The sequence below is a fragment of the Streptomyces sp. NPDC088725 genome (assembly GCF_044751305.1).
Classification (GTDB): Bacteria; Actinomycetota; Actinomycetes; order Streptomycetales; family Streptomycetaceae; genus Streptomyces.
Genome location: NZ_JBIVLO010000010.1, coordinates 241,054 through 265,056, shown reverse-complemented (window position 1 = coordinate 265,056; position 24,003 = coordinate 241,054). Strand labels below are relative to the sequence as shown.

The window sequence follows — 24,003 nt, the reverse complement described above, 5'->3', positions numbered from 1 at the left end:
CCTTTGCGCCTTCGGCGCTTGATGCCTCGTCACCTTCGGTGTCGAGGCCGGGCCTTCGGCCCGTGGGTCCGGCCTCCGGCCTGACCTTGGCTGGCTACGGGGATGGTTGCCGGTGTGTTTGTTTGTGCTGGTCAGATGTGGTGTATTGGCCTGTTCGTTGTGGTCTTGGTTCTTGTTGCCAGTTTTCGCGGCTTCGATTCACGGGCCGTTTCCATTACAGGAAGTGTTCGTCTCTGATGATATGTCAAGGTAGCTGGTTCGAGGTTGGCCCCTCCTCCGGAGGCGCCGTAGCTTCTTCCGACCATCGTCAAGTGGTCTACACCAATTTTGGTGTCAAGGGGTCATGTAACTCTGATGCCGGGCACGTCAATTTCGCGAAGCTGTATGCGGAAAAAGCCCCTCCACGAAGACGGAATCTGTTCCTTCGATAAACTTGATTTTCCACTACAGATATGGCCGGGCGCCCGAATGCAGCGACGGGCCGTGTTCCCGCACCGGGCGCTCACACGGCCCCGCATTCGACTGGTAGTCGAAAGGCAAGGAGCCGTGCCCGGGGCCGTCTTCAGGGAAACCGGAATGGCCCTTGACTGTGAGCGAGGGCCGTTCCGGTGAAGATCCTGATTGACCGTCAATTTTCAGCTGGAAGAGAGCCGGGCTTATGCCCAGGTGTCCACGGCGGCCTCGCCCAACGGTCCCCGCTGATACAGACGGGCCGGGCATCCAGCCGTCCCTTCCGTGCGTGGGCCACGCTTGGGTGTCGGCCGCGACCTGGCGGGTGGTCAACGTACAGCAGCACCTCCTCGGACAGCTCGTAGATGTTCCGACCACCAACGGCCTCCAACGACAGCACCCGTCGTACTGATCCCACGTCAGGCAGACACCGCCCGTAGTCCGAGACCGCCTCCAACGGGCCACTGGAGGCAGCACCGGAGTCGTCCTCGGTGGTCGACCAGATCGAGGGATCAAGTCTCGTATGCGGCCAGCGCATCGACCATGGCGGTCATGTAATCGTCGTGAGACCACTGGGCGAGGCCACGGGGTGATCTCACGCAGATGGGCGGGTCCGCCGGCCGGCGGACCCGCCCCGTGTTCAACGAGCCAGCTCCAGCCGCTGTCAGGAGTCCCTGGTCTCAGGCCCCGATTCCGATGGAACCGACATATGCGTATGCCGCATAGTCGGAATCCAGGTCGGTGATGATGTCGTCCCAGATCTCATCCAGGGTGCGCATGTCACCCCTCCCCCAGGCATCGACCATGTCGTCCCAGACATAACGAGCCTGCACAGAGCGCTCACTGACGTTCGGCCGGCGATACCTCTCGTCCACGCCCGTCTGATCGACAGGATAGATCTCGATCCGACGGCCACGCCCGTCGTTGTCGAGGAGCCGCTTGAGAGCACCGGAACGCACCAGGTTGTCCCTGCGGCGCTCCTGATAGGCCCGCTCGACCGCTTCCAGCTTCGGAGCACTGGGGCGTGTCCCGCGTTCCCAGGAACGCAGCAGGCGGGCGGAGACGCCGTGTTCGCGCAGGATTTCGCGGCCGGGGCGGGTGTTGAGGTAGCGGAGGCGGGCGGAGAGTCCGCGGTGGGTTGTGACGGGCGAGGCGATGCCGCCTTCACGCGTGATCCGGTCCAGTTCGCCGGCGAGGGCTTGCGCGCCGCTGAGGCCCTGGGCGCCGTGTTTCTGCCATTCGCCCCACAGGTCGGTCGCTCCGCCGGCCATGGGCTACTCCCCCAGTGTGTAGATGGTCTTGGCCTTGACCTGGGACAGGTCGCGGCCCTGTGGGAAGACCTGTTGCCAGTCTCCGGCGACGTGGAGTTCGTCGGTGCCGGACATTTGAACGACCGTCAGGCCCGCTGTGTGTGCTTTATGCGCTTTGAGCCACAGGTTCGCGAATGCCTGGGAGCGGATGATGTGCATCCAGTCAGGGCGTCGGATTTCCCGGTTCGCGCTGCTCTCCCCGATCGTCGACACGAACTTAGAATACATGGACTTCACGTATTCCAGGGCCACTTCATCATTCTTCGTAATGGCTTCTTTGCGTACGTCAGCGAGAGTACGGCGCATCTTTTCCAACAGCCCCTCGGATGCGCCGGATGTCCACGACTCATGAATGACCGGTGCCTCGCAATAGCCGAGCTTCGCGCAACGCAAAAGAAGTCGGAGGGTTGCTTCCGTGATCCACAGGTCTCCCGGTACTTTCCGTGCGCCGAGTGGTGAGGGGAGGTCCGGCTGGTTCCAGGCGGCGGGGGTGACGCGGTGGATACCGGAGCGTTTCGGGTCGTGGTGCTCTCCTTCGGAGTGGACCAGCTTCCCGATCGGCAACCATGTTTTCAGTGCTGAGAGGTAGGCGGCGTTCATGTCCAGGGCGGTGACATCGAGAGTGACGTGGCCGCCGCGTGCGGCGCGGTGGAGCTCCTCCAGGCGCCATTTCGGGCGGGCCTCCCAGACCTGGTCCGCGCCCTTCTGTGACGCCTTCTTCAGGATCTCGACGGTGGGCGGGAACTCACTGTGTTCGTAGCGGCCACCGACCCGGGACGCTGCGAACAACGCCATCACGTCCGGGACTGCTGTCTTGATGAGCGCGGCACGCGCGGCCGCCCGGTCACCGCCATGCGCGGCGAGCTCTTCCCCGACACGTCCATTAACGCGGTCCGCGAGCGGACCCGCGGGCGGCGCCACCCTCTTCGGAACCAGCAGCACGGCCGACGCTGGCTCCGAGGGAACCAGGGCCGGGGACGCGACCGGAGCAGGAGCCAGGGACGAGGGCGGGGACACGACCGGAACTGGAGTCGGACCCGAGCCCGAGGCCGAGCCCGAGGGCGCGGCCGGGCCCGAGGGCGGAGCAGGGGGCGGGGTCGAGGCCGAAGCCGAGGCAGGAGCCGAAGCCGAAGCCGGAGCAGGAGCCGGAGCCGGAGCAGGAGCAGGAGCCGAGGACACGCCCGAAGCCGGGGCAGGAGCCGAAGCCGAGGCAGGAGCCGGGGCAGGAGCCGAAGCCAGACCCGAGGCCGGGCCCGCAACGGGAACCGAACCCGAGGCCGAGCCCGAGGGCGGGGACACGACCGGAGCCGGAGCAGGAGCCTGGGCCGGGGCCGGGGCCGGGGCCTGGGCCGGGGTCCGGTCGGGTGGCGGCGAGGGGATGTCGAGAGGGACGAGCGTCTGCTGCCCGCCGGGCGTGACGCGGTCCGCGGGCAGCTTCGCCAGCGCGTGCGTCGGGCCCGCGAGGAGATCCAGCACCGGCATCCCCCAGTGAGCGGCAAGACGATCACAATCCGTCAGCGTCCACGTCGCCCTCCCGCGCTGCCTGCGACTGACCTGACTCTGCGTCAGCCCCAACACCTCGGCCAGAACGGACTGCTGCTCACCCGTACGATGCACAATCGCAGCCACCGTCACCCGCAACGTCTCCTCAGTACCCATCAACACAAACACACCCTACCCCAATAAAATGCGAATAACGCATAGAGAATGCTGATTGGGCATATTCTTGAGTCATGGGGTCGCGATGCGGGTCCCGGCAGCCGTCGGGGCCCGCAGCCGACCACCGACAGGCTGCGGGCTTCAACGGCCCAGCGGGCGTTGGGTACATCGAGCGCCTGGAAGCATTCGTGGAGCAGCATCGTGCGCGTCTGGAGGAGATGCTGCGCGCGTAGGGCCGGGCAGTAGGCCCGCCTCGCGCGGCCGGTACGCGCTGATCGGTAACCCGAGACCCTGGTCATCCTGGAGCGTATGGGGACCAACCCGTTCGGTCTGCACGGACAGTGGGAGAAGGAACTGGAGGACGTCCTGCTGGACGACCTCGAGTTCGCGTGGGGGCCGCGCATCCACCTCAGCCGGTGAACAGCCGGGAACGACCGGCGGGGTCGGGCAGGGTGATCCTGTCTGGCCCCGCCGTCGTCGGGTCAGCCGAAGTCGAGCATGTCCTGCGCGAAGTCGGCCGGGGCCGGTCGGTGCTGGGGCGGCGGTGCGCCGTCTGGCTGTGCGGCCTCCCAGCGCCCAATCAGCTCGTCCTTCCACCCCTTGGGCGGAGGCCACGAGACACCCCAGGCGGCGAGTTGGTCGCGCTTCCAACCGCCGGCGGGCGTGCGGGCGGCTTCGATCTCTTCGGGCGAGGGCCGGTCGGGCATGTCTAGCGGCCTCCCATGAGGAACAGGGCCGAGGCGGGGTGGGACAGGCTTTTCGCCAGCTGCTCGCTGTCCGCCGCGGCGTTCCGGAGCTCTGCGGCAGTCGTGGCCGCCTCGGCCTTCGAGTTGCGGCCCTGTTCCAACGTGATCTTGTCGTTGGCGGCCAGCAGCTCCAGGACGTCGGCGGTCTGCTCGAACGCCTGCGGCAGCCGGTCAACCAACGACTTCAGCGCCTGGGTTGCTTCCGACAGAGCGGGCACCGGCAGCTCCTCCGCGTCGTCCAGCACTACGCAGTTGAACTCCTCGATCAGGTCTCGGGCCTGCCGCGCCAACTTCGCCGGATCCGTCTTCGCCGCCATGTGCTCGCTTCTCGCCGCTGAAATGGTGGCCTCCAGTCTCCCAGGGTGAGCAAGGCGAGAGTCAGCACAAAGCGCGCAGCATCGCACTGGCGTGCGTGCAAGTGCTGGGATCCGGGGCCGCTCCCGTGGCCGGTGGTGGTCGGTCGGACGATCAGCGGTCGATCGGGAGCACCTGGTCCAGTCCGCTCTCGTGCAGGATCTGCTGGACGGTGTCGTCAAGGGTGCTGGCCGCGTCGATGACGGTCTCCAACGCGTCGGGCAGCAGGTCCTTCTCCCGGAACCAGTCGCTGAGGTGGTCGGGCGTGACGTGCTGGAGGTACTCGGCATCGGCTTTCGTCGCGTGCCGGCGGACCGTCTCCGCGTACGGCACATCAACGTAGTAGCAGCGTGAGATGCCGCGGTGGGCGCGTACCAGGTCATGGAGCATCGTGCCGTAGCGGTCTGCGTACAGGATGCCTTCGATGACGACGTGGAAGCCGTTGTCCAGGGCGTAGCGGGTGGTGAGGTCGATCAGGCCGATGTTGGCGCCGCCGGGCCGGTCGCGTTCGCGCAGCACGATCCGGCGGAGGTTGTCCTGGCCGACGATGGCGAGGTTGCGGCCGAACTTCTCGCGCAGGCCGGCCGCGATGGAGGACTTGCCCGAGGCGCTGTTGCCGCGGACCACGATCAGGCGCGTGTCCTTGGTCCCCACCGTGCCGGGTGCGCTGGGCGTCACGTGTCGTCGCCCGTGAGACTTAGCTGCATCCGGTGCTCGTGGAGGTGTTCCCAGTCCATGACCAGGCGGAAGCGCTGGTGTGCGTCCAGGCGTTCCGCGTCGGCCGGCTCCTGGCCGCGCTGTACGCGGGCGTCGCCGTCCTCCACGAGTTCCGCGAGGGCGAGTCGGACGTCATCGGCGTCCAGGCTGGTGGCGTCCGCGAGACGGTCCAGGGAGGTGAGGGTCTCCTGCGGTTCACCCAGATCGTCGACCAGGTGGTTGATGAGGGTGTTGACGAGTGGGCCGGTGCGCAGCGTCCAGCGGATCTTGTCGAGGAGCTTGGTGAGTTCGGCGTCCAGGGGCAGCAGGTCGCCGGGGAGCGGGAGGGCCGCGGGCATCGACCACCGGGGGCCGGACGGTGTCTCCTGGCGGTGTGCCAGGCCCCATGTGAGGTAGAGCTCGGAAAGGTCCCGCACGGTTGTGGGGACGGGGTAGCCGGCGGTCGTCAGCATGGCGCCGAATTGTTCCCATCGGCTCGCTTCGCACGCTTCGCGGCCCTCTGGCGCCTTCTCGTGGTCCCATTCCTCGTCGGGCCACGAGAAGGTGAGCGCGCTGTCGAGGTCGCCGCCGATCATGTCCCAGTGGCCGTTGAAGATCTCGTGCACCAGGTCGTCCAGGGAGCCGGTGAAGCCGGGCTGGCAGGCGGTCCCGATCAGCAGGGTCAGGGAGAGGCCCTGGCGGGGCAGGACGTGGTTCCAGCCTGAGACGAACCAGTCGTTGTGCATCGCCAAGTCCCGGCGCGGGCCGCGCGCAGACGGGTTCTCAGTCACCTGTAGCTCTTCCTCGAAAACGGCTGGGGGTTCGCAGCGTACCCATCACAGTGCAGCGCTCTCACGGGCGTCGACCCAGGCCTGGTGCTCTGGAGTGACGCGCAGTTCTTCGCGTAGGCGGCCGCGCAGGACGCCGACGCGCGTGCGGCCTTGCCGGACCTGCAGTCCGCTGTCCGACGGGGTCAGGAGGCGCCGGTCGATGAGGAGTGGCGGGCGTAGCCGCGTCCCGCGCTCTTCCCAGCATCGCCCGGCCTGCGGGGGTCGGACCGTGACTCAGTGCACCGGGTTCTCGGCGTAGCCTTCGATGCAGTCGGCGTCCGACGCTCCGGTCGGCATGCTGTGGAAGTCCGCGGCCGGGATCGTCTCCAGCCGCCATGTGGCGTTGTGCAGGTCGGTGCCGCCGTAGTCGTGGGCGAAGGCACCGTCGTCGCCGTGGTCGAAGGGAAATTGCTCCAGCGCGTCGTCCGGCCATTGAAGAGCGGTCAGTGCCGGCTCGTCACGGAACTGGCTGTAGTTGTAGGGGGATCCGCCGGCCTGGCGGCGGGCCATGAGCGGTCTGAGGTCGCTGGGCTACATGACGCCAGATCTACAGGAGATTCTCCGTGGTGTTGACCCTGCTCTGATCTCGTGCCGTCGCGGGCGCGGGGTCGTTGGATCGGGCGCCTCTATAGAGCCGGGCTCCGGGGGCGTCAAGGGCGGAGAGACCGGTGACCCGGCTGTGCACGCTGTACGGCATTACGCCCGGGCACCCTGGTGGGTTCCTTCACCCGACCGAGTACGGGCCATCAGCGGAAAAGCTGAGGAAACAACCCACCGCGTGTCCATCCCCGGGATTTTTCGTGAGTCGAGGTCCGTTTCCGGGTGAGGCCGCCGACCAGGACCGCCGGTTGTGGTGGCCGAGTGACTGCCGCCTCTTGGTGGAGCTGCCGGGTATCGACACGGCCGGCGACATCAGTGCTGCCGGGGAGGACCAGCCGTACTCACCGGTCTTCGCGAGGTCGGAGGCGATCGGCGGCAGGCCGAGCCTGACACTGGCGGCACCCGGCAGGACCAACCGCCTGTCCGTCAGCAGACCACCCAGGACAGCACCGGTGGTGAAACCTCGGGGATTTCGGTGGCCCGCACTGCGGCTCCTGGCCAACCGCCCGGCAGCCGAGTGGGGTGATCGGAGGGCGTAGCAGAAGGTGTGGCCGCGGGCGGAGTCCGCGTATGGGCAGGCCGCAGCGACAGCCGGTCACCGGCCTCGTCCTCCCTCGGCAGTGTCTCTTCGCCCGGCTCGCAAGGCAGTTGAGGTCAGACAGCGGGCAACCGTCCCCGCGCGACAGGGACGGAGTGGAGCACTCGAAGCTGCGGAGGTGTTCAAAAGGCATTATCGGTGGTTGCCCGTTTTGACGGGGCAGGCGGGGGAATACCTGTGTTCGGCTTTCGGGCGGAACTGTTCGTCCCCGGCGCGTAGATGGTGGTGCCTCCGCGTTCGGCCGGGGAATGGGGGTTGGCTTGTTCTCGTCCCACAAAACCACCCGACCTGCCCATTTGTACGAAGCATGGCCATTGCCGTTCAGATGCCCGCCACCGGGCGGACACAGCAGGTCAGCACACTGCCGCTGACAGAGCGTCCAGCAACGGAGTGCACCATGAGTACGGCAGAGAACCAGAAGAAGGTCGACAGACGGGCGCTGCTCGCAGCGGCGATCGCTGTGCCCGCCGCGGGCGCGGCGGTGACGATGCTGGGCGGCGCGCCCGCTCAGGCAGCGACGGTGGCGGCAGCGGGCGGGGGCAAGTTTCAGACGGAGAGCCCCCGGTTCGCCGTGGCTGTCCTCCCGGACACGCAGTACCTCTTCGACGCCGACAGCTCCGACCCGGAGCCGCTCCGCGAAACGTTCCACTACCTCGTGTCCGAGCGCGGGTCCGCGAACATCGCGTTCATGACGCACCTCGGTGACGTCACCGAGCACGGCACCAAAGACGAGATCAAGCTGGCCGCAGAGACCTTCACCACCCTCGACGGCAAGGTGCCCTACAGCGTCCTGGCCGGCAATCACGACATCAACGGCGGCGACGACCAGCGCGGCAAGTCCGCCTACCTCGACGCGTTCGGCCCGCAGCGCTACCAGCCCATGCCGACCTTCGGCGGTTCCTCCCCGGACGGCTACAACAGCTACCACGTGCTGTACGCCGGCGGCCGCGAGTGGCTGATCCTCGCCCTCGACTGGCGGATCTCCGACAAGGGCGTGAAGTGGGCGCAGTCCGTGCTCAAGAAGCACAAGAAGCTGCCCGCCATCCTCACCACCCATGACATCGCCTGGGCCGAGGACGACGGCACCGCGCAGTTGTCGGACAACGGTCAGCGGATCTGGGACCAGCTCATCCGCTCGAATGACCAGATCTTCCTCACCATGGGCGGACACTACTGGCCGCCCGGCCGTACGGTCCTGAAGAACGACGCGGGCAACGATGTCCACGTCCACATCACCAACTACCAGGACCGCTACTACGGCGGCGCCGGCATGATCCGCCTGTACAACTTCGACCTCGCCCGCGATGTCATCGACGTCGAGACGTTCTCGCCGTGGTTCCTCGCCCGCGACCCGAAGAAGCGGACGCTGCTCGAGGCCGAGACCATCGAACTGACCGGTGATGTCGACCGGTTCAGCCTCGACATCGACTTCGACGCGCGCTTCGCCGGTTTCGCTCCCGTCAAGGAGCAGGACGCGCGCCCCGCCGGTGCCGTCATGCCGCGCGGCACCCTCGCGTACTGGCGCTTCGACTCCGCCGGCCTGCCGGACGCGCCCAAGGCGGGCAAGCCGGTGAAGGACGGAAAGGTCGCCCGCGACCTGACCGGCAACGGCAACGACCTGACCGTCAGCCGTCTGCACACCAGCGCCGCCGAAGTTCTCACCTGGTCGAAGGACCACCACGCGGGCCAGCCGGCGCACGCGAGCCTGCTCTTCGACGGCGGGCAGTCGCCCGACCGCGGCGCGGTTCTCATGACCGGGCCCAAGGCCCCGCTGAACAATGAGAAGTTCACCTCGGGCTACACCCTCGAGACGTTCATCAAGCTGCCCGCGCCCTTCGAGGGCAAGCACGACTGGATGGGCATCTTCAGCTGGGCCGGGCGCAACGGTGACGCCGGCAAGACCACCGGTTGGTCGCAGGACGACCCTAGTTGCAGCCTGAACCTCTCCCCCGAGCGGTTCCTGCAGTTCATCGCGTACCCGTACATCGACGACACCGACCCCACGTCGTGGAGCCACGCCGTTCCGGTCGGCCGCTGGATGCACATCGCGATGGTCAACGACGGTGAGCACACCGTGATGTACGTCGACGGCTCGAAGATCGCCCGTAACCCCACCCGCAGGTCGAACGGTATCGCCACCGTCGGCAAGCCCTTCGTCATCGGTGGCACCCAGTCCAACGAGAAGTTCGGACAGGGCTTCTACGGCTGGATCGGCGACACCCGCATCGTCAACCGGCCTCTCAAGCCGAAGGACTTCCTCGCTCCTCCGGCCTGATCTTTGACAGCCCCAGCCCCCGGCCCGGCCGGGGGCTGGGGCTGATGTCATCCGTGCAGCTTGCTTGTACACCCCGCGACGAACTCAACGGCTATGACGACCAGCACGTCTCGCTCCCTTCGCCAACGGGCCCGTTGACCGCGTCAGTCATGTTCACTGACTGACACCAATTCCTCGAAGCACGCGGCGGAGTGGCTCCTCCCCTGTCGCGCCGTCACCTCGACAAGTGGCACAGGCCCCGCCGGGGGCTTCAACTCCCACGTCTGATGGCGAAGTCACTACTCATCACCCCATGACATCTTCCGTTGCGGCTTCGTCACCAGGCGCAAGAAGATGTCCAGGTGGGCGCACCGGTTTCCGCAGGCCGCAGGCCGGTGACGCACAGTCTCCTTGCTCGCGCCTGTGCTGCTCTGGCGCAGCCGGGCCCGTCTCGCTGTCGCGCTTCCTCGGTCCGTGCGGGCTGTGCGAGGCGGTCGCCCTTCCCCACGAGGTGAAGAGCATGAAATTGGTGGACGCGATTCCCGATTGAAGGCTCTTCCAGCTGTGGCGCCCGTGAGGGATTGCTGACGGAGTTCACGCTGGTCCTCTTGGCGGCAGCGCTGTCCGGGGTGATCAGCCGTATGCCTCAGCCGGTCTTCTCCCGAAGGCTCACAGCTTCCCAGGACGCTGACCCGGTCGACTCGCCGACGGACGGATGGCGCTCTCGATTCCCTGGCGCAGCGCAGAGTTGACATATCGGAGCAGCTTCTTGCTGTACGCGCCGAATTCTCGGGTTATCCGTGCTATTCCTCAGCACTGCAAACGGAATTGCGCGAGACACGAACAGTGCCGGCGCGGCGCGAGATCGTTGAGAGGTACCAGAAACCGCTCCGGAGGTTTCAGCGTGGCCGAGAAGCCGGTGGCGGTCGCGGCGAATCCCGCGCCGCCGATGCCCTGCTCGGCATCACCCCTGAACCGTGACCCAGCCCGCCGACCGGATCTGACGGTGGTGGCTTCGGCTGTCCGCTCGCCGGCCTGGTCGCGGTGGAGTACGGAGCCGCCGCCGCGCGGACGCGGCTCTGCTGCGGAGCTTCGACTCCGGGGCCCCGCACAAACGCACGCGGCGAGCTGACGCCTCCAGCGCATCGTCAAGCCGGTTCGAAGCGAGCCGGACCGGACCGTCGGCGAGAGTGTCCTCCCCGCATCGCGCCCACGAAACCGCCGATCCCGGTCCGCCACGCCTCGTGACGTGGCACCACTCTGCGCGCACGGCACTGCCCGCGACAGCCGAAAGACACCACGCGCTTCCTTACCGGCGAAGGCGTCTTGCCTGGTAGGCGTTCGCGCACCCGTACCCCCATCCGACCCAAATGTCCGATTTTTGATATTTCGTGTTTCGATGGAGAGGGCTTGACCCCTGCCACGGATCTTCGATGCGGGCGAGTCGGCACCCCGCGACTCCACGCACCCGACGGGCAACACCCGGCCCCCACCTCGCGACCGCGCGACGGGCCCCGGGGCGGGGTGAATTCACAATGGTTGACCATTCAACGATGCTGGCATACTGTTCGTTGCAGAACGAACTACCTGCACGACTGGGTGTTCGTCCACAGCCAACGCCCTGGTCCGGTGGCACTCTCCCCGGCTCGTACGGCGTTGAAATTCCGGTTCGGAGAACGATCATGACGACAGAAGACGGCGCGGTCCCCGCGTCCGGTCCCCCGAGTACCGACTCGGGGACCATCGCGGTGAAGGCCGCGGTTGTCCGTGCGAAGGGGGAGCCCTTCGACTTCCAGGAACTTGATCTCGACACCCGTCTGAGGCCGGACGAGGTTCTCGTCAAGGTCGTCGCCACTGGTGTCTGCCAGACGGACGTACACGTCCGGGACCAGCACCTGCCCACTCCGCTTCCCGCGGTGCTGGGGCACGAGGGGTCCGGCATCGTGGAGGCGGTCGGCGGCGCGGTCACCTCGGTGGCCCCCGGGGACCACGTGGTGATGTCGTACCAGGCGTGCGGGCACTGCAAGCCCTGCCTGAGCGGAAACTACGCGTACTGCGCGCAGTCCTTCCCCATGAACTTCGGCGGGTCCCGCCTCGACGGGACCAACGCGCTCCGGCGCCGTGCCGGGGACGCGGGCGAGGAGATCCACGGGCACTTCTTCGGCCAGTCCTCCTTCGCCACGCACGCCGTGGCGACCGAGCGCAATGTGGTCAGGGTTCCCGACGATGTCCCGCTGGACCTGCTGAGCCCCCTCGGCTGTGGTCTGCAGACCGGGGCCGGCGCGGTACTCAACTCGCTGCAGATTCCGGCCGGGGCCGCCGTGGTGGTCTTCGGAACCGGCACCGTCGGGCTGGCGGCTGTGATGGCCGCCCGCGTCGTCGGAGCGAGCCCCATCATCGCCGTGGACATCTCCGCCGAGCGGCTTGCCCTGGCGGCGGAGCTGGGCGCCACCCACACGATCAACGGGACGGAAGAGGACACCGCGCAACGCATCGCGGAGATCACCGGTTCCGGCGCGGATTACGTCCTCGAGGTCACCGGGCTGCCCCACATGCTCACCCTCGCCGTCGACGTGCTCGCTCCCCTGGGTACCGCCGCACAGATCGGGGGCGCGCCCGCCGGAGCCGAGGCGCCGGTGAACATGAACGCTCTCCTCGGCGGACGCACGGTCCGCGGTGTCGCCCAGGGCGATTCCATCCCGCAGCTGTTCGTCCCGCAGCTCATCGACCTCTACAGGGCCGGGCAGTTCCCGTTCGACCGGCTCGTGACCTTCTACGAGTTCGACGAGATCAACCAGGCCGTGGCCGACACGAAGACCGGGGCCGCCATCAAGCCCGTACTGCGCGTGTCCCACTGATCACGCCCGTACGCCCCCACGCACCACACACCATCGCAAGAACCCAAAGGAGCATCCCGTGAGCAACTTCGAGAAGCCCGGTGTCCCGACCGACCGGTACGGGCTTGGCGCGGCCGGTATGCCGCTCAACGACCACACCGACTACCGCCCGATTCCGGCCGACGCGTACGGCACGCTGTTCCTGCCCGACCGGCTGGCCAAGGGCTACCACGTCGAGGAGATCAACGACGGCGTCCACTACGTGACGTCCGGCGCCTACGACAACATGTTCATCCGCACCGGCAACGGTGTCATCGTCGTCGACGCCCCGCCGCTGCTGGGCACGAACCTGCTCAAGGCGATCCGTGAGGTCACCGACGAGCCCGTGACCCACTTCATCTACAGCCACTTCCACTCGGACCACGTCGGCGCGGCCCACATGTTCGGGCCGGACGTGACGTACATAGCCCACGACTACACACGTGAGATGCTCCAGCGCTGGCCGGACCTGAACGGTGGCGCGCCGGTGCCCACCGAGACGTTCTCCACCCACGAGACGCTGGACGTCAACGGCGTCAAGGTGGACCTGGACTACAAGGGCACCAACCACACGCCGGGCAACATCTTCGTCTACGCGCGCGAGCAGAAGGTGCTCGCCGCCATCGACATCATCAGCCCCGGATGGAGCGCGTTCAAGAACTGCGACGCCTCCGAGAACATCCGCGGCTGGGCCGAGGCGCACGACTGGATCCTGGAGTACGACTTCAAGGCTGTCGTCTCCGGTCACGTCAACCGCTGGGGTACCCGCGAGGACGCTCTGGCCTCCCGCGCCTACACCAACGACATCATCGACTTCGCCAAGGAAGCCCTTGATGAGGCCGAGGACCTGGAGTTCATCCAGCGCCACGGATTCAGCAACGCCTGGCTCCTGTGGGAGAACTACTTCAACGAGATGACGAACTACGTCACCAAGAAGACGCTGGAGAAGGTCACCGACAACGGTCAGAACTGGGGCGACCGTCTCGCCGCGGCAGACGTCATGACCAAGTACCACGCCTACACGATCCTCGAGGCCCTGCGCCTGGAGTACGGCCTCACGAGCCGGTTCGAGAAGCGGATCCTTCCGCAGTAGTCGCAAGCGCGGCCGACCGGGTGGGACAGGGGCGAGGGAGACCCGTCTCCCTCCCACCCGGTCGGCGCCGCGCCGCACCATCCGCTTATCTCTATGTCCGATATCCCACTGATATTATTCGTTGCGAGACGAATCAATGGAGGATCTCGTGCCCCGCAGCACCGCAGCCCAGGTAACTCCTTCGGCGCAGGAGCTGATCCCGGCGCAGAGCACGTCCTCCGCTCCGCTCGATGATGTGGAGCGTGAGGTGTGGCTGGGGTTCCTCTGCACCCACGTGCGGCTGCTGCGGAAACTCGACAAACAGCTCCTTGCCCGTGAAGGACTCGCGACCTCCTCCTACGAGGTGCTGCTCACCCTGGCCGAGGCCCCGGAGGGCCGGATGCGGATGAAACATGTCGCCGCGTCACTGCTGATAAGCCGCAGTGGCCTGACCCGTATCGTCGACGACCTCGAAACCCAGGGTTATGTCGAACGCCAGACGTGCACGGGTGACGCCCGGGGTCTGGACGCGGTACTGACCGAGGCCGGACGCCGTGCCTATGAGCAGGCCAGCGTCGTACACCTGACCACTCTTCGCCAGGACTTCCTCGGCAGGCTGAGCAGAGAACAGCTGACCGAGCTTGCGGGTATCTGGCGGACCATCGGCCTGACCGAGTCCGCCGACGCCTGAGACCGAGCCTGATCACGGCGCCTGACGAACGAGCGGCAGGCGCCGCCACCCCTCTCTCTCCATACGGCACAGCTCCCCGTCCGCCTCCGCCGTGCCTGCCGCGGCGGCCGGCCGTCACGCCCCTTCCGCCGAGCACGGGTGACCGCACCGGTGAGGAGGCCGGACGAGGGCTTCGCGAGCGCGCCCCCGCGAAAGGACAACACGTTCACCATGACGGACTTCCAGCACGATCTCAGCTTCGGCGCCTTCCTCACCCCGAGCGCGGTGGACCCGGCGGAAGTGATCCGGCTCGCGACACTCGCCGATCAGTGGGGCATGGATCTCCTCGGAATCCAGGACCACCCCTACCAGGCGTCGTTCCTCGACACCTGGACACTGCTGTCCAACCTCGCGGCGCGCACCGAGAACATCACGCTGTTCCCGCATGTCGCGAACCTGCCCCTGCGGCCTCCCGCGGTGCTGGCGCGCAGCATCGCCAGCCTGGACATCCTCAGCGACGGCAGGGCCGAGCTGGGAATCGGCGCCGGGGCGTTCTGGGACGCGATCGTGGCGATGGGCGGGGAGCGCCGTTCGCCCGGTGAGGCGGTGGACGCGCTCGAAGAGGCGATCCACGTGATCCGTGATCTGTGGACTCCCGGAACCGCCCCGCTGCACCGCGAGGGCCGTTACTACTCGCTCCAGGGCGTTCAGCCGGGCCCGTTTCCCGCGCATCCCCTGGGTCTGTGGGTCGGTTCGTACAAGCGGCGCATGCTGGAGCTGACCGGACGGCTGGGAGACGGCTGGCTGCCGTCGTCCATGTACGCGCCTCCGGCGGAGCTGGGGAAGATGACCGCGATCCTCGACGCGGGGGCCACCGACGCAGGACGTGATCCGGGAGAGATCCGCAGGATCTACGCGGTCAACGGCAGCTTCGCGGGCCTCGGCGGCAGCGGCTTCCTCGCGGGCCCCCCGCGCGTGTGGGCCGCGCAGCTGACCGAACTCGTCCTTGAGCACGGCATCAGCGGATTCATGCTGGCTCCGTCCCCGCAGGACGCGGAACGGGAGCTGCGGATCTTCACCGAGGAGGTCGCTCCGCTCGTCCGCGCCGAGGTGGAACGAGCCCGGGGGACCCGTGCGACCGCGACCTCGACCGAGCCGGAAGCCGCCGGGGAACCCGAGCAGGTCGATCTGTGGGCGGCCGATCCGCTGAAGGAGCACAAGCGCCCCCGCGCGCCCAAGCTCGCGGGTGGCACCGCGCACACTCCCCGCCCCGGTGGTACGGGCACGCGCCTGGTCCTCATTCACAACAATCTGCGCCAGGAGATGCAGCAGATCCGGGAGGCCGTCGCCCAGGTGGCGAGCGGTGACAGCGAGGCCGCTGCGGCCAGGTCGCTGATCAACAACCTCACCATGCGGCAGAACCACTGGACACTGGGATCGTTCTGCGCCGCGTACTGCCGCACGCTCACCACGCACCACACCATCGAGGATCAGATGATGTTCCCCGAGCTCCAGGAGAAGCAGGATTCGCTGACTCCCGTGCTGGAGCAGCTGGAGGAGGAGCACGAGGTCATCGCCGACGTGCTCGTGGCGCTGGACGAGGCGCTGGTCGCGCTCGTCAAGGACGACACCAGGATCGACGCCGTGAACCGGTGTGTGGAACTTCTGGACCGTGTCCTCACCTCCCACCTGGACTACGAGGAAGAGGAACTGGTCGAACCGCTGGACCGGCTGAACATCAACGTGTGACCGGCCGGGGCCCGGACGCGACGGTGTCCGGGTCCCCGTTCATACGGTCACTCGGCGGGCTGCTTGTCCGAGGCTGACGGGTCCGCGTCGGCCTCGGGCTCCTCGGTGATCGGCAGGCACACCTGGAACCGGGTCTCACCCGGCTTCGAGTAGACCCGGATGTCACCGCCGTGTTTGTTGACGACGATCCGGTACGAGATGTCGAGTCCAAGACCGGTGCCCTCGCCGACGGGTTTGGTGGTGAAGAAGGGCTCGAAGATGCGCGCCCTGATGTCTTCCGGGATTCCCGATCCGGTGTCGATCACGTCCACCAGCACCCGGTCTCCTTCTCTGCCGGTGCGCAGGGTCAGGGTGCCCGTCTCTCCCATGGCGTCGACCGCGTTGTCGATGAGGTTGGTCCACACCTGGTTGAGTTCGGCGCCGAACGCGGGGATCGGCGGCAGGCCGGTGTCGTATTCCTTGACGACCCGGATGCCGGAGGGGATCTTCGCCTGCAGCATGGTGAGTGTGGCGTCGAGCAACGCGTGTACGTCGACCGGCACTTGGGCGGCGCGGTCGAGTTGGGCGTACTGCTTCGCCGCTCCGACCAGGCCGGAGATCCGGGTGACGGCGTCGTCGATCTCGCCCATCAGGAGTTCCATGTCGATGGCGTATGCCAGCCAGCGCACCGCCGAGTCGAGATAGTCCTCACCGACGGTGTCCACGACCGTCTCCAGCCAGGGCACGCCGAGTCCGCCCGCCACCATGGCCGGTGCCAGGTCCCAGGCTCCGTCCACGCCGTGTTCTTCGAGCCAGTCGCCGACCGCGTCCTCGGCGTCGGAGGCGTCGAGTGCGGACATCGCGGGGGCGGCGCCGGCCTGTTTGACCGCGGCGTCCTGGAGTTCCACCAGTCCGTGCAGCCGTGAGGTGTCCATCCGGCCGTCCGCGATCACGGCGAGCTTGTGGCGCACGCCGGTCACCCGGTCGCGCAGCGCCGCGGTGGCACGGACTGCGGACGCGGCGGGGTTGTTGAGTTCGTGGGTGAGACCGGCCGAGAGTGACCCGAGAGCGACCAGCCGTTCGCGCTCGCCGACGATCTTGTTGGTCAGGCGGGTGCCGAAGAACAGCCCTTCCAGCAGGTGCAGCGCCATGGGGAACCAGGTGCGCACGGCGTTGGCGAACTCGTCCGCCGGCAGCACGTAGAACTCCGCGTCGCTGACGGCCCGCAGCGTGTTCGCGTACACCTGCTCGACGCGGTCGCCGAGGTAGGCCTGCATGGCGCCGCCGTACACCCCCCGCTGGTCGGTCCTGCTGACTTCGATCTCGTCGCCGTGCAGGGTGCGGCTCAGTGAGACGGCGCCGCTGAGCAGCACGAAGAAGCAGGTGGCCGGTTCGCCCTGGCGGAATACGGGGCTGCCGCCCGTCCGTTCCTCGACGCGCCCTCTCTCCACCAGCCAGTTCAGCTGGTCGTCGTCGAGCGCCTCGAACAGGAAGAGTGTGCGCAGTTCCTCCGGGGTCAGCCGGTCCGGGGCGTGTGCGCGATCCTCGGGAGCCGAAGCATTCACTGTGCCTCCAGATAACGATGGACCAGCGAGATGGCGGTCGCGCCCTCGCCCACGGCGGACGCCACGCGCTTGAGTGACGCCGCGCGTACGTCACCGGCCGCGAACACACCGGGCACACTGCACTCCAGGTGGTACGGGTCGCGGGGCAGTGGCCAGCCCGCCGGCCGCTCCCCCGTGACCACCAGGTCGGGGCCGGTCAGCAGGAAGCCGCGCGGGTCGCGGGCGACGACGCCTTCCAGCCACTGTGTACGGGGTTCCGCGCCGATGAACACGAACAGCCACGAGGTGTCGACGGTGTCGGTGGTGCCGGAGCGGACGTCGCGGAGTGTCAGCTGCTGGAGGTGGCCGTTGCCCTTGCCGTCGGCGACTTCGCACCACGGGTGGACCTCGATGTTGTCGATGCCCGTGATCTGATCGATCAGATAGCTGGACATGGAGCGGCCGAGACCGTCGCCGCGGACGAGCAGGTGCACGCGCCGGGCGTAGCGGGAGAGGTAGACGGCGGCCTGTCCGGCGGAATTGGCGCCGCCCACCAGGTACACCTCCTCGCCCGCGCAGGTGTGCGCCTCGGTGACGTTGGATCCGTAGAAGACCCCGGCCCCGGAGAACTCCTCGAGTCCTGGCACTGTCAGCCTGCGGTAGGAGACTCCCGTGGAGAGGACCACCGTGTGGGCGGTGATGGAGGTGCCGTCGCCGAAGCGCAGAATCCGTCCGGAGCCCGCCACGTCGAGGGCGACGACTTCGCGGGTGCTGAGGATTTCCGCGCCGAATTTCAGGGCCTGGCGGCGGGCCCGGTCGGTCAGCTGGGCTCCGGACACTCCGTCGGGGAATCCCAGGTAGTTCTCGATCCGGCTGCTCTGGCCGGCCTGTCCGCCGGTCGCCTGCCGTTCCACCAGGACGGTCCGCAGTCCCTCGGAGGCGCCGTACACCGCGGCTCCGAGGCCGGCGGGGCCGGCGCCGACGACCACGAGGTCGTAGAAGTCCGAGGTCGGGGTCGTGGTGAGGCCGACGTGGGCGGCGAGTTCCGCGTCGGTCGGGGCGATCAGTGAGGCGCCGTCGGCGGTGATCACCACCGGTACGTCGCTCTCGCCGGCTCCGGCGGCGGCGAGCAGCCGGGATCCTTCCGGTTCGTCGGACTGGAACCAGCGGTACGGGACCAGGTTGCGCGCGAGGAAGTCGCGTACGGCGAAGGAGGGGGCGGACCAGCGGTGTCCGACGACGCGGATCTCGTCGGCCGCGGGGTCGGGGGTGGTGAGCCAGACGTCCAGGAGTTCGTCGATCACCGGGTAGAGGTTTTCCTCCGGCGGGTTCCACGGTTTGAGGAGGTAGTGGTCGAGGTCGACCACGTTGATCGCCTCGATGGCCGCGCCGGTGTCGGCGTACGCGGTCAGCAGCACGCGCCGGGCCAGTGGGAAGAGGTCCATCGCCTCTTCGAGGAATTCGATGCCGTTCATGTTCGGCATCCGGTAGTCGGCGAGGATGACCGCGAGTGAGTCGCCGCGCAGCTTTATCTCGCGCAGTGCCTCCAGCGCGTCGGCTCCGGAGGCGGCGCGTACGACTCGGTACCGGTCTCCGTAGCGGCGCCTGATGTCCCTGGCCACAGCCCTGGAGACCGTCGGATCGTCGTCGACGGTCAAGATCGTCGGATTTACCATGCCACCACCTCTGTGCTGCTCACCGCGGCCTTGTGGTGTCGTCTTGTGGCGTCGAGGCCGGCGGGTGAGGAGGGCGAGACCCGCGAGCCATGGCTACGGCATTCCACGTTACGCCGTGAGCGCGGGATGTACCGGCCGGGCGGGTGGGGCCGGGGTCCGCCGGCGTTCTGGCCGCTTTCCGGCTGCTCTCACATGCGCAACTGCGCGGACGCGCACCCCTGCGGATGTTGTCCCGCATGGCATGAGCCGGTCAGAGTTACCCCCAGCATCACCGTGAAGACCGTCGAAGGGCTGTCCATGTCCAGACGCTTCCCGCACGACCGGCCGATTGCCGCCCTTCCGCCGCCCCACGCACCGGAACGCGCCGGCCCACGCATTTCCTGATGCCGGGCCAGCGGTAATTCTTCGTCACGTCAGGGCCTTTTCCTCGCGATGGACAGGGCCCCGTTCGGCCTGCCTTTTTCCAGTCGGCACGGCGACGTCAATCACTTCCCGCACATATGGCTCGAATGAGTTCGATGATTCGCGATAAACCTCGCTCACCTGCGTCCATGTCTCATTCCAGTCGAAATGTCACGGCGACACACACTCGTAACACGGTCCTTGTGGACAAACGCAGGCCGATGGACGCAGATTGAATTCCAGTGAATTTGAGGAAGATATTCACCGCCGACAGGGAAGTGTCCGCGTCGGCCCCTGAAAAATTCCAAGGGAGTCCTGTCTTGCGCACACGGGAAAGATCCGGTTCACGTTTACGGCGGAGGATATCCGCCGGCCTCGCTCTGCTCAGCGCCTGCGCACTCATGACACTCGGTGTCCAGCTCCCGGCCGAGGCCGCGGCGCCCGCCGCCCCCTCGGCGTCGCACACGTCCCCGAAGGCCGCACGCGACCACGTCCCTCTGGAGAGAGCGTGCTCGGCGCCCGAAAAGGGTGAGGCCAGCTGCTTCGCGCTGCGCCGTACGGACGTGAAGGCCGTCAAGGGTGTGATGCCCCATTCCGTCGACCCGTCCGGCTACGGCGCGGGCGACGTGCAGGACGCCTACAGCCTGCCCGCCGACGGGGGCGCGGGAGAGACCGTCGCCATCGTCGACGCCTACGACGACCCCACCGCCGACGCCGACCTCGCCGTCTACCGCGCGCAGTACGGCCTGCCGGCGTGCACCGCGGCGAACGGCTGCCTCACCAAGGTGGACCAGCGCGGCGGCACCGACTACCCGAGCCCCGACCCGGATTGGGCCGGCGAGATCTCGCTCGACCTGGACATGGTCTCCGCCGCGGCCCCGAGCGCGCACATCCTGCTGGTCGAGGCCGACTCACCCGGCTTCGAAGACCTCGGGAACGCCGTGGAGACGGCCGTGGCACTCGGCGCCAAGTACGTGTCCAACTCGTACGGCACCCAGTACGACAGCAGCCCCGGCAGCGGTGAGGACCCGGCCGAGACCACGACGTACGACGCCTACTACAACCACCCGGGTGTCGCCGTCGTCGCCTCTTCCGGTGACGACGACTACGGGGTGGCCTACCCCGCGGCCTCGCAGTACGTGACCTCCGTCGGCGGCACCTCGCTGGTCAAGGACGACGGCACGGACCGCGGCTGGTCGGAGTCGGTCTGGAACAGCAACGGCTTCGGCCCGGGCTCCGGTTGCTCGCTGTACGAGCCCAAGCCGGCCTTCCAGAAGGACACCGGCTGCGACATGCGCAGCGTCTCCGACGTCTCCGCGGTCGCCGACCCGGCCACGGGCGTGGCGGTCTATCAGACCTTCGGCGGTGGCGGCTGGTCGGTCTACGGCGGCACGAGCGCCGCTTCACCGATCATCGCCGGTGTGTACGCCTCCGCCGGCACGCCGGTCGCGGGAACGTACCCCAACGCGTATCCGTACGCCACGTCCGGCGGCGGGCTCAACGATGTGACCACCGGCAACAACGGCAGCTGCACGCCGGCCTACCTCTGCACGGCGGGGACCGGCTATGACGGCCCGACGGGTCTGGGCACGCCCAACGGTCTGTCGGCGTTCCGCTCCGGTCCGCACGGCGAACTCGGCGGCACCGTCACCGACAGCGGTACCGGGAAGCCGCTCTCCGGTGCCACCGTCACCGCGGGAACCAGCACCACGCACACCGATGCCAGGGGCGCGTACACACTGTCCCTGCCGGTCGGCACGTACGACGTCGGTGTCGATGCCTACGGGTACGCCACCAGCGACACCACCACCGTCGTCATCGCCGAGGGCGACACCCTCACCAAGGACTTCGGCCTGACCGCGGTGCCCAGCCGTACGGTGTCGGGAAAGGTCACCGACGGCTCGGGACACGACTGGCCGCTGTACGCCAGGATCACCGTCGACGGGGTGCCCGGCGGTCCGGTGTGGACGGATCCGCTCACCGGCGCGTACGACATGACACTGCCGCAGGGGCATGACTACACACTGCGCGTCGACAGTTCCTACCCCGGCTACGAGTCGCTGACCAAGAAGATCACGGTGAAGGACGCGGCACAGACCGCGAACTTCCCGGTACCGGCCGATCCCTGGGCGGCCACCGCGCCCGGTTACGACCTGAAGCTGACCGGCACCACCGAGCCCTTCGCCTCCAGCGAGAAGGCACCGGAGGGCTGGAGCGTCATCAATGCCGCCGGAAGCAAGGGCGGTTGGGAGTTCGGAGACCCGGGAGGCCGTGGCAACACCACTGGCGGGGACGGCGCCTTCGCCATCGTCGACAGCGACCACTACGGGACCACGGCGACCCAGGACTCCCAACTGGTCAGCCCGGTGTACGACTTCACGGGGAAGAGCTCACCGGAGGTGTCCTTCGACACCGACTACAGGGGCTACGACGCGCAGAAGGCGCAGATCGAGGCGTCCACCGACGGCGGCGCGACCTGGTCCCAGGTCTGGTCCTCCACCGCCACCATTTCCCCCTCCAAGGTCGAGGTCCCGCTCGGCGACTACGCAGGCAAGGAGTCGGTGCGGCTGCGCTTCCACTTCACCGGTTCGTACGGCTGGCTGTGGTCCATTGACAACGTTTTCGTCGGCCAGCGCGACTTCACACCGACACCCGGCGGCCTGGTCACCGGAACCGTGACGGACGCCAACACCTCGGCCGGAGTGGTCGGCGCCTCGGTGACCGGCGAGGACGATCCCCAGCACGGCACGGTGACAGCTGCCACACCCGACGACCCCGGTCTCGGCGACGGCTTCTACGCCCTGTTCTCGGCCCTCGGCTCGCACGGCTTCACCGCGGCCAAGGCCCACTACACCGGCGTCACCAAGTCGGTGAAGGTGCGTGCCGACAGCGCCGTCGACGCGGAATACTCCCTCAAGGCCGGTCAGTTGACCGTGGCTCCCGCGTCGGTCGACGTGTCGGCCGCCTGGGGCTCGCAGACCACGAAGAACCTCACGGTGAAGAACACCGGCGGGGCGGACGCCACCGTGAAACTGGGCGAGCGGTCCGGCGGGTTCAGCATCGAGTCCGCGGCCGGTGCGCCGCTGAACCGGGTCAAGGGCGACTTCTCCCCGCTGTCCAGCAAGGCCCACCCGGCGGCCCGCGGCCTCGCGGCCGATCCGGCGGCGGGTGACGCCTGGCTGCCCGCTCCCGATCTGCCGCTGGCGCTGATGGACAACGCGGTCGACACCTTCGACGGCAAGGTCTACTCGGCCTTCGGGTACAACGGTTCGGCGGACACGAAGGATCTGTACGTACTCGACCCGGTCGCCGGTGCGTGGACCAAACTGGCCGGCGCCACGGTGACCAGGGAGGATCCGGCCCACGGCTTCATCAACGGCAAGCTCTACGCCGCCGGCGGCTGGGGGCCCAACGGTGATCCCAGCTCCAAGCTGGAGATCTACGACCCCGGGACCGACACCTGGACCACCGGCGCCGACGCGCCCCGGCCCTACGCCGGCTCAGGCACCGCCGTACTGGACAACAAGCTCTACACGGTCGGCGGCTGCGCGGCGCAGACCTGCGGTACCAGCGACGTCAGCGCGTACGACCCGGCCACCGACACCTGGTCCCGACTGGCCGCGTACCCCGAGCAGATCGCGTGGAGTTCCTGCGCCGGGATCGACGGACGCCTCTACTGCGGCGGCGGTGTGACGGACGACGGCGAGGTGAAGCACGCCAACGTCTACGACCCGGACAGCGACAGCTGGTCCCCGGTCGCCGACATGCCCGTCAGCCTGTGGGGTTCGGCGTACACCTCGGCCAACGGACTGCTGCTGGCCTCCAGCGGCATCACGCAGAACAACATCACCAACCAGGGCTACGCCTTCGACCCGGAGGACGGCACCTGGACCGCGCTTCCCAACGCCAACGCCGCCGTCTACCGCGGCGGTGGCGCCGTCGGCCTCTACAAGGTGGGGGGCGCCACCGGCACGGCCTCACCCGTCGCCACCGTGGAGACGCTGCCCGGTTACGACCAGTCGGCGACGGCGGACGTCAGCTGGCTGAGCGAGAGCGCGCAGGAACTCACGCTCCAGCCGGGCAAGAGCGCCAAGGTGACCGTCACCCTGGACGCTTCGGTCGCGGAGGTGACACAGCCGGGCGACTACAGCGCGGCCCTGACCCTCACCAGTGACACGCCGTACCAGGTGCCCGCGGTCCCGGTGGTGCTGCATGTGGCACCGCCCAAGACCTGGGGCAAGATCACCGGCACTGTGCTGGGAACCACCGCGTCCGGCGACACCGCGCCGGTCGCCGGAGCGACCGTACAGCTCGACAGCTGGGCGGCGGGCTACACGCTGACGACGGGCAAGGACGGCGGTTACACGCTGTGGCTCGACGCCCGTAACAACCCGCTGACGGTCATCGCCGCCAAGGACGGCTATCAGCCGGCCGTGGCGACCGTGAAGATCAAGAAGAAGGCCACCGTCACGAGCGACTTCACCCTGAAGAGAAAATAGGCCCCGAGGGGCGGAACAGGTTTCCCGCCCCGCCGGGCC

General features: G+C 67.9%; 15 protein-coding genes and 1 pseudogene. 6 read left to right on the top strand and 10 right to left on the bottom strand.

Annotated elements, in window-relative coordinates:
* Positions 1-1,130: 1,130 nt before the first annotated feature.
* From ACIP6N_RS24600 to ACIP6N_RS24565, 8 genes and pseudogenes are all read right to left on the bottom strand, one after another.
* A complete protein-coding gene (locus tag ACIP6N_RS24600; RefSeq protein ID WP_401818810.1) occupies positions 1,131-1,721 on the bottom strand; it encodes a hypothetical protein in 591 nt (196 codons plus the stop codon).
* 3 nt (positions 1,722-1,724) lie between these two features.
* Complete coding sequence (locus ACIP6N_RS24595; RefSeq protein WP_401818845.1) at positions 1,725-2,702, bottom strand: dihydrolipoamide S-succinyltransferase; 978 nt, start codon at positions 2,700-2,702, stop codon at positions 1,725-1,727.
* A gap of 504 nt (positions 2,703-3,206) precedes the next feature.
* Positions 3,207-3,419, bottom strand: a pseudogene (locus ACIP6N_RS24590) (helix-turn-helix domain-containing protein); the annotation flags it as partial.
* Positions 3,420-3,901: 482 nt separating this feature from the next.
* The gene (locus ACIP6N_RS24585) at positions 3,902-4,126 is read right to left on the bottom strand and encodes a hypothetical protein (RefSeq protein WP_401818808.1); all 225 of its coding nucleotides are present in this window, start codon (positions 4,124-4,126) and stop codon (positions 3,902-3,904) included.
* A 2-nt stretch (positions 4,127-4,128) separates the two neighbouring features.
* Positions 4,129-4,482, bottom strand: a complete 354-nt coding sequence (locus tag ACIP6N_RS24580; protein WP_401818805.1) for a hypothetical protein — start codon at positions 4,480-4,482, stop codon at positions 4,129-4,131.
* 151 nt (positions 4,483-4,633) lie between these two features.
* Positions 4,634-5,197, bottom strand: coding sequence for a kinase (locus ACIP6N_RS24575; protein ID WP_401818804.1), 564 nt, complete (start codon positions 5,195-5,197; stop codon positions 4,634-4,636).
* Positions 5,194-6,006 carry a DUF6042 family protein gene (locus tag ACIP6N_RS24570; RefSeq protein WP_401818801.1) on the bottom strand — a complete coding sequence of 271 codons (813 nt, stop codon included), beginning with the start codon at positions 6,004-6,006 and terminating at the stop codon, positions 5,194-5,196. The genes ACIP6N_RS24575 and ACIP6N_RS24570 overlap by 4 nt, the downstream gene beginning before the upstream one ends.
* Positions 6,007-6,279: 273 nt before the next feature.
* Positions 6,280-6,555, bottom strand: coding sequence for a hypothetical protein (locus tag ACIP6N_RS24565; RefSeq protein ID WP_401818800.1), 276 nt, complete (start codon positions 6,553-6,555; stop codon positions 6,280-6,282).
* A 1,085-nt stretch (positions 6,556-7,640) separates the two neighbouring features.
* On the opposite strand from ACIP6N_RS24565, the gene ACIP6N_RS24560 reads away from it, so the two are divergent.
* From ACIP6N_RS24560 to ACIP6N_RS24540, 5 genes are all read left to right on the top strand, one after another.
* A complete protein-coding gene (locus ACIP6N_RS24560) occupies positions 7,641-9,518 on the top strand; it encodes a LamG-like jellyroll fold domain-containing protein (RefSeq protein ID WP_401818797.1) in 1,878 nt (625 codons plus the stop codon).
* 1,661 nt (positions 9,519-11,179) lie between these two features.
* Positions 11,180-12,355: an NAD(P)-dependent alcohol dehydrogenase gene (locus tag ACIP6N_RS24555; RefSeq protein ID WP_401818795.1), complete on the top strand. Its 1,176-nt coding sequence runs from the start codon at positions 11,180-11,182 to the stop codon at positions 12,353-12,355.
* A gap of 58 nt (positions 12,356-12,413) precedes the next feature.
* Complete coding sequence (locus ACIP6N_RS24550) at positions 12,414-13,466, top strand: MBL fold metallo-hydrolase (protein WP_401818792.1); 1,053 nt, start codon at positions 12,414-12,416, stop codon at positions 13,464-13,466.
* Between the two features lie 148 nt (positions 13,467-13,614).
* Positions 13,615-14,136 carry a MarR family winged helix-turn-helix transcriptional regulator gene (locus ACIP6N_RS24545; protein WP_401818790.1) on the top strand — a complete coding sequence of 174 codons (522 nt, stop codon included), beginning with the start codon at positions 13,615-13,617 and terminating at the stop codon, positions 14,134-14,136.
* Positions 14,137-14,346: 210 nt separating this feature from the next.
* Entirely contained in the window at positions 14,347-15,864 is a 1,518-nt protein-coding gene (locus tag ACIP6N_RS24540; protein WP_401818788.1) for an LLM class flavin-dependent oxidoreductase, read from the top strand.
* Between the two features lie 47 nt (positions 15,865-15,911).
* On the opposite strand, the gene ACIP6N_RS24535 is transcribed toward ACIP6N_RS24540, so the two are convergent.
* Together ACIP6N_RS24535 and ACIP6N_RS24530 are read right to left on the bottom strand one after the other, a co-directional pair.
* On the bottom strand, positions 15,912-17,408 hold the full coding sequence (locus ACIP6N_RS24535) for an ATP-binding protein (RefSeq protein WP_401818786.1): 1,497 nt from the start codon (positions 17,406-17,408) through the stop codon (positions 15,912-15,914).
* Positions 17,405-19,063 carry an FAD-dependent oxidoreductase gene (locus tag ACIP6N_RS24530; RefSeq protein WP_401818784.1) on the bottom strand — a complete coding sequence of 553 codons (1,659 nt, stop codon included), beginning with the start codon at positions 19,061-19,063 and terminating at the stop codon, positions 17,405-17,407. Before ACIP6N_RS24530 ends, ACIP6N_RS24535 begins: the two co-directional genes overlap by 4 nt.
* An 803-nt stretch (positions 19,064-19,866) precedes the next feature.
* On the opposite strand from ACIP6N_RS24530, the gene ACIP6N_RS24525 reads away from it, so the two are divergent.
* Positions 19,867-23,964 carry a carboxypeptidase regulatory-like domain-containing protein gene (locus ACIP6N_RS24525; RefSeq protein WP_401818782.1) on the top strand — a complete coding sequence of 1,366 codons (4,098 nt, stop codon included), beginning with the start codon at positions 19,867-19,869 and terminating at the stop codon, positions 23,962-23,964.
* The last annotated feature ends 39 nt before the right edge of the window (positions 23,965-24,003 follow it).

What these genes read in the sequence shown, in the direction of transcription:
- ACIP6N_RS24560 (WP_401818797.1), top strand. Translation starts at nt 7,641, where the DNA reads ATGAGTACGGCAGAGAACCAGAAGAAGGTCGACAGACGGGCGCTGCTC.
- ACIP6N_RS24600 (WP_401818810.1), bottom strand. Translation starts at nt 1,721, where the DNA reads ATGGCCGGCGGAGCGACCGACCTGTGGGGCGAATGGCAGAAACACGGC.
- ACIP6N_RS24585 (WP_401818808.1), bottom strand. Translation starts at nt 4,126, where the DNA reads ATGCCCGACCGGCCCTCGCCCGAAGAGATCGAAGCCGCCCGCACGCCC.
- ACIP6N_RS24540 (WP_401818788.1), top strand. Translation starts at nt 14,347, where the DNA reads ATGACGGACTTCCAGCACGATCTCAGCTTCGGCGCCTTCCTCACCCCG.
- ACIP6N_RS24555 (WP_401818795.1), top strand. Translation starts at nt 11,180, where the DNA reads ATGACGACAGAAGACGGCGCGGTCCCCGCGTCCGGTCCCCCGAGTACC.
- ACIP6N_RS24580 (WP_401818805.1), bottom strand. Translation starts at nt 4,482, where the DNA reads ATGGCGGCGAAGACGGATCCGGCGAAGTTGGCGCGGCAGGCCCGAGAC.
- ACIP6N_RS24565 (WP_401818800.1), bottom strand. Translation starts at nt 6,555, where the DNA reads ATGGCCCGCCGCCAGGCCGGCGGATCCCCCTACAACTACAGCCAGTTC.
- ACIP6N_RS24525 (WP_401818782.1), top strand. Translation starts at nt 19,867, where the DNA reads ATGACACTCGGTGTCCAGCTCCCGGCCGAGGCCGCGGCGCCCGCCGCC.
- ACIP6N_RS24530 (WP_401818784.1), bottom strand. Translation starts at nt 19,063, where the DNA reads ATGGTAAATCCGACGATCTTGACCGTCGACGACGATCCGACGGTCTCC.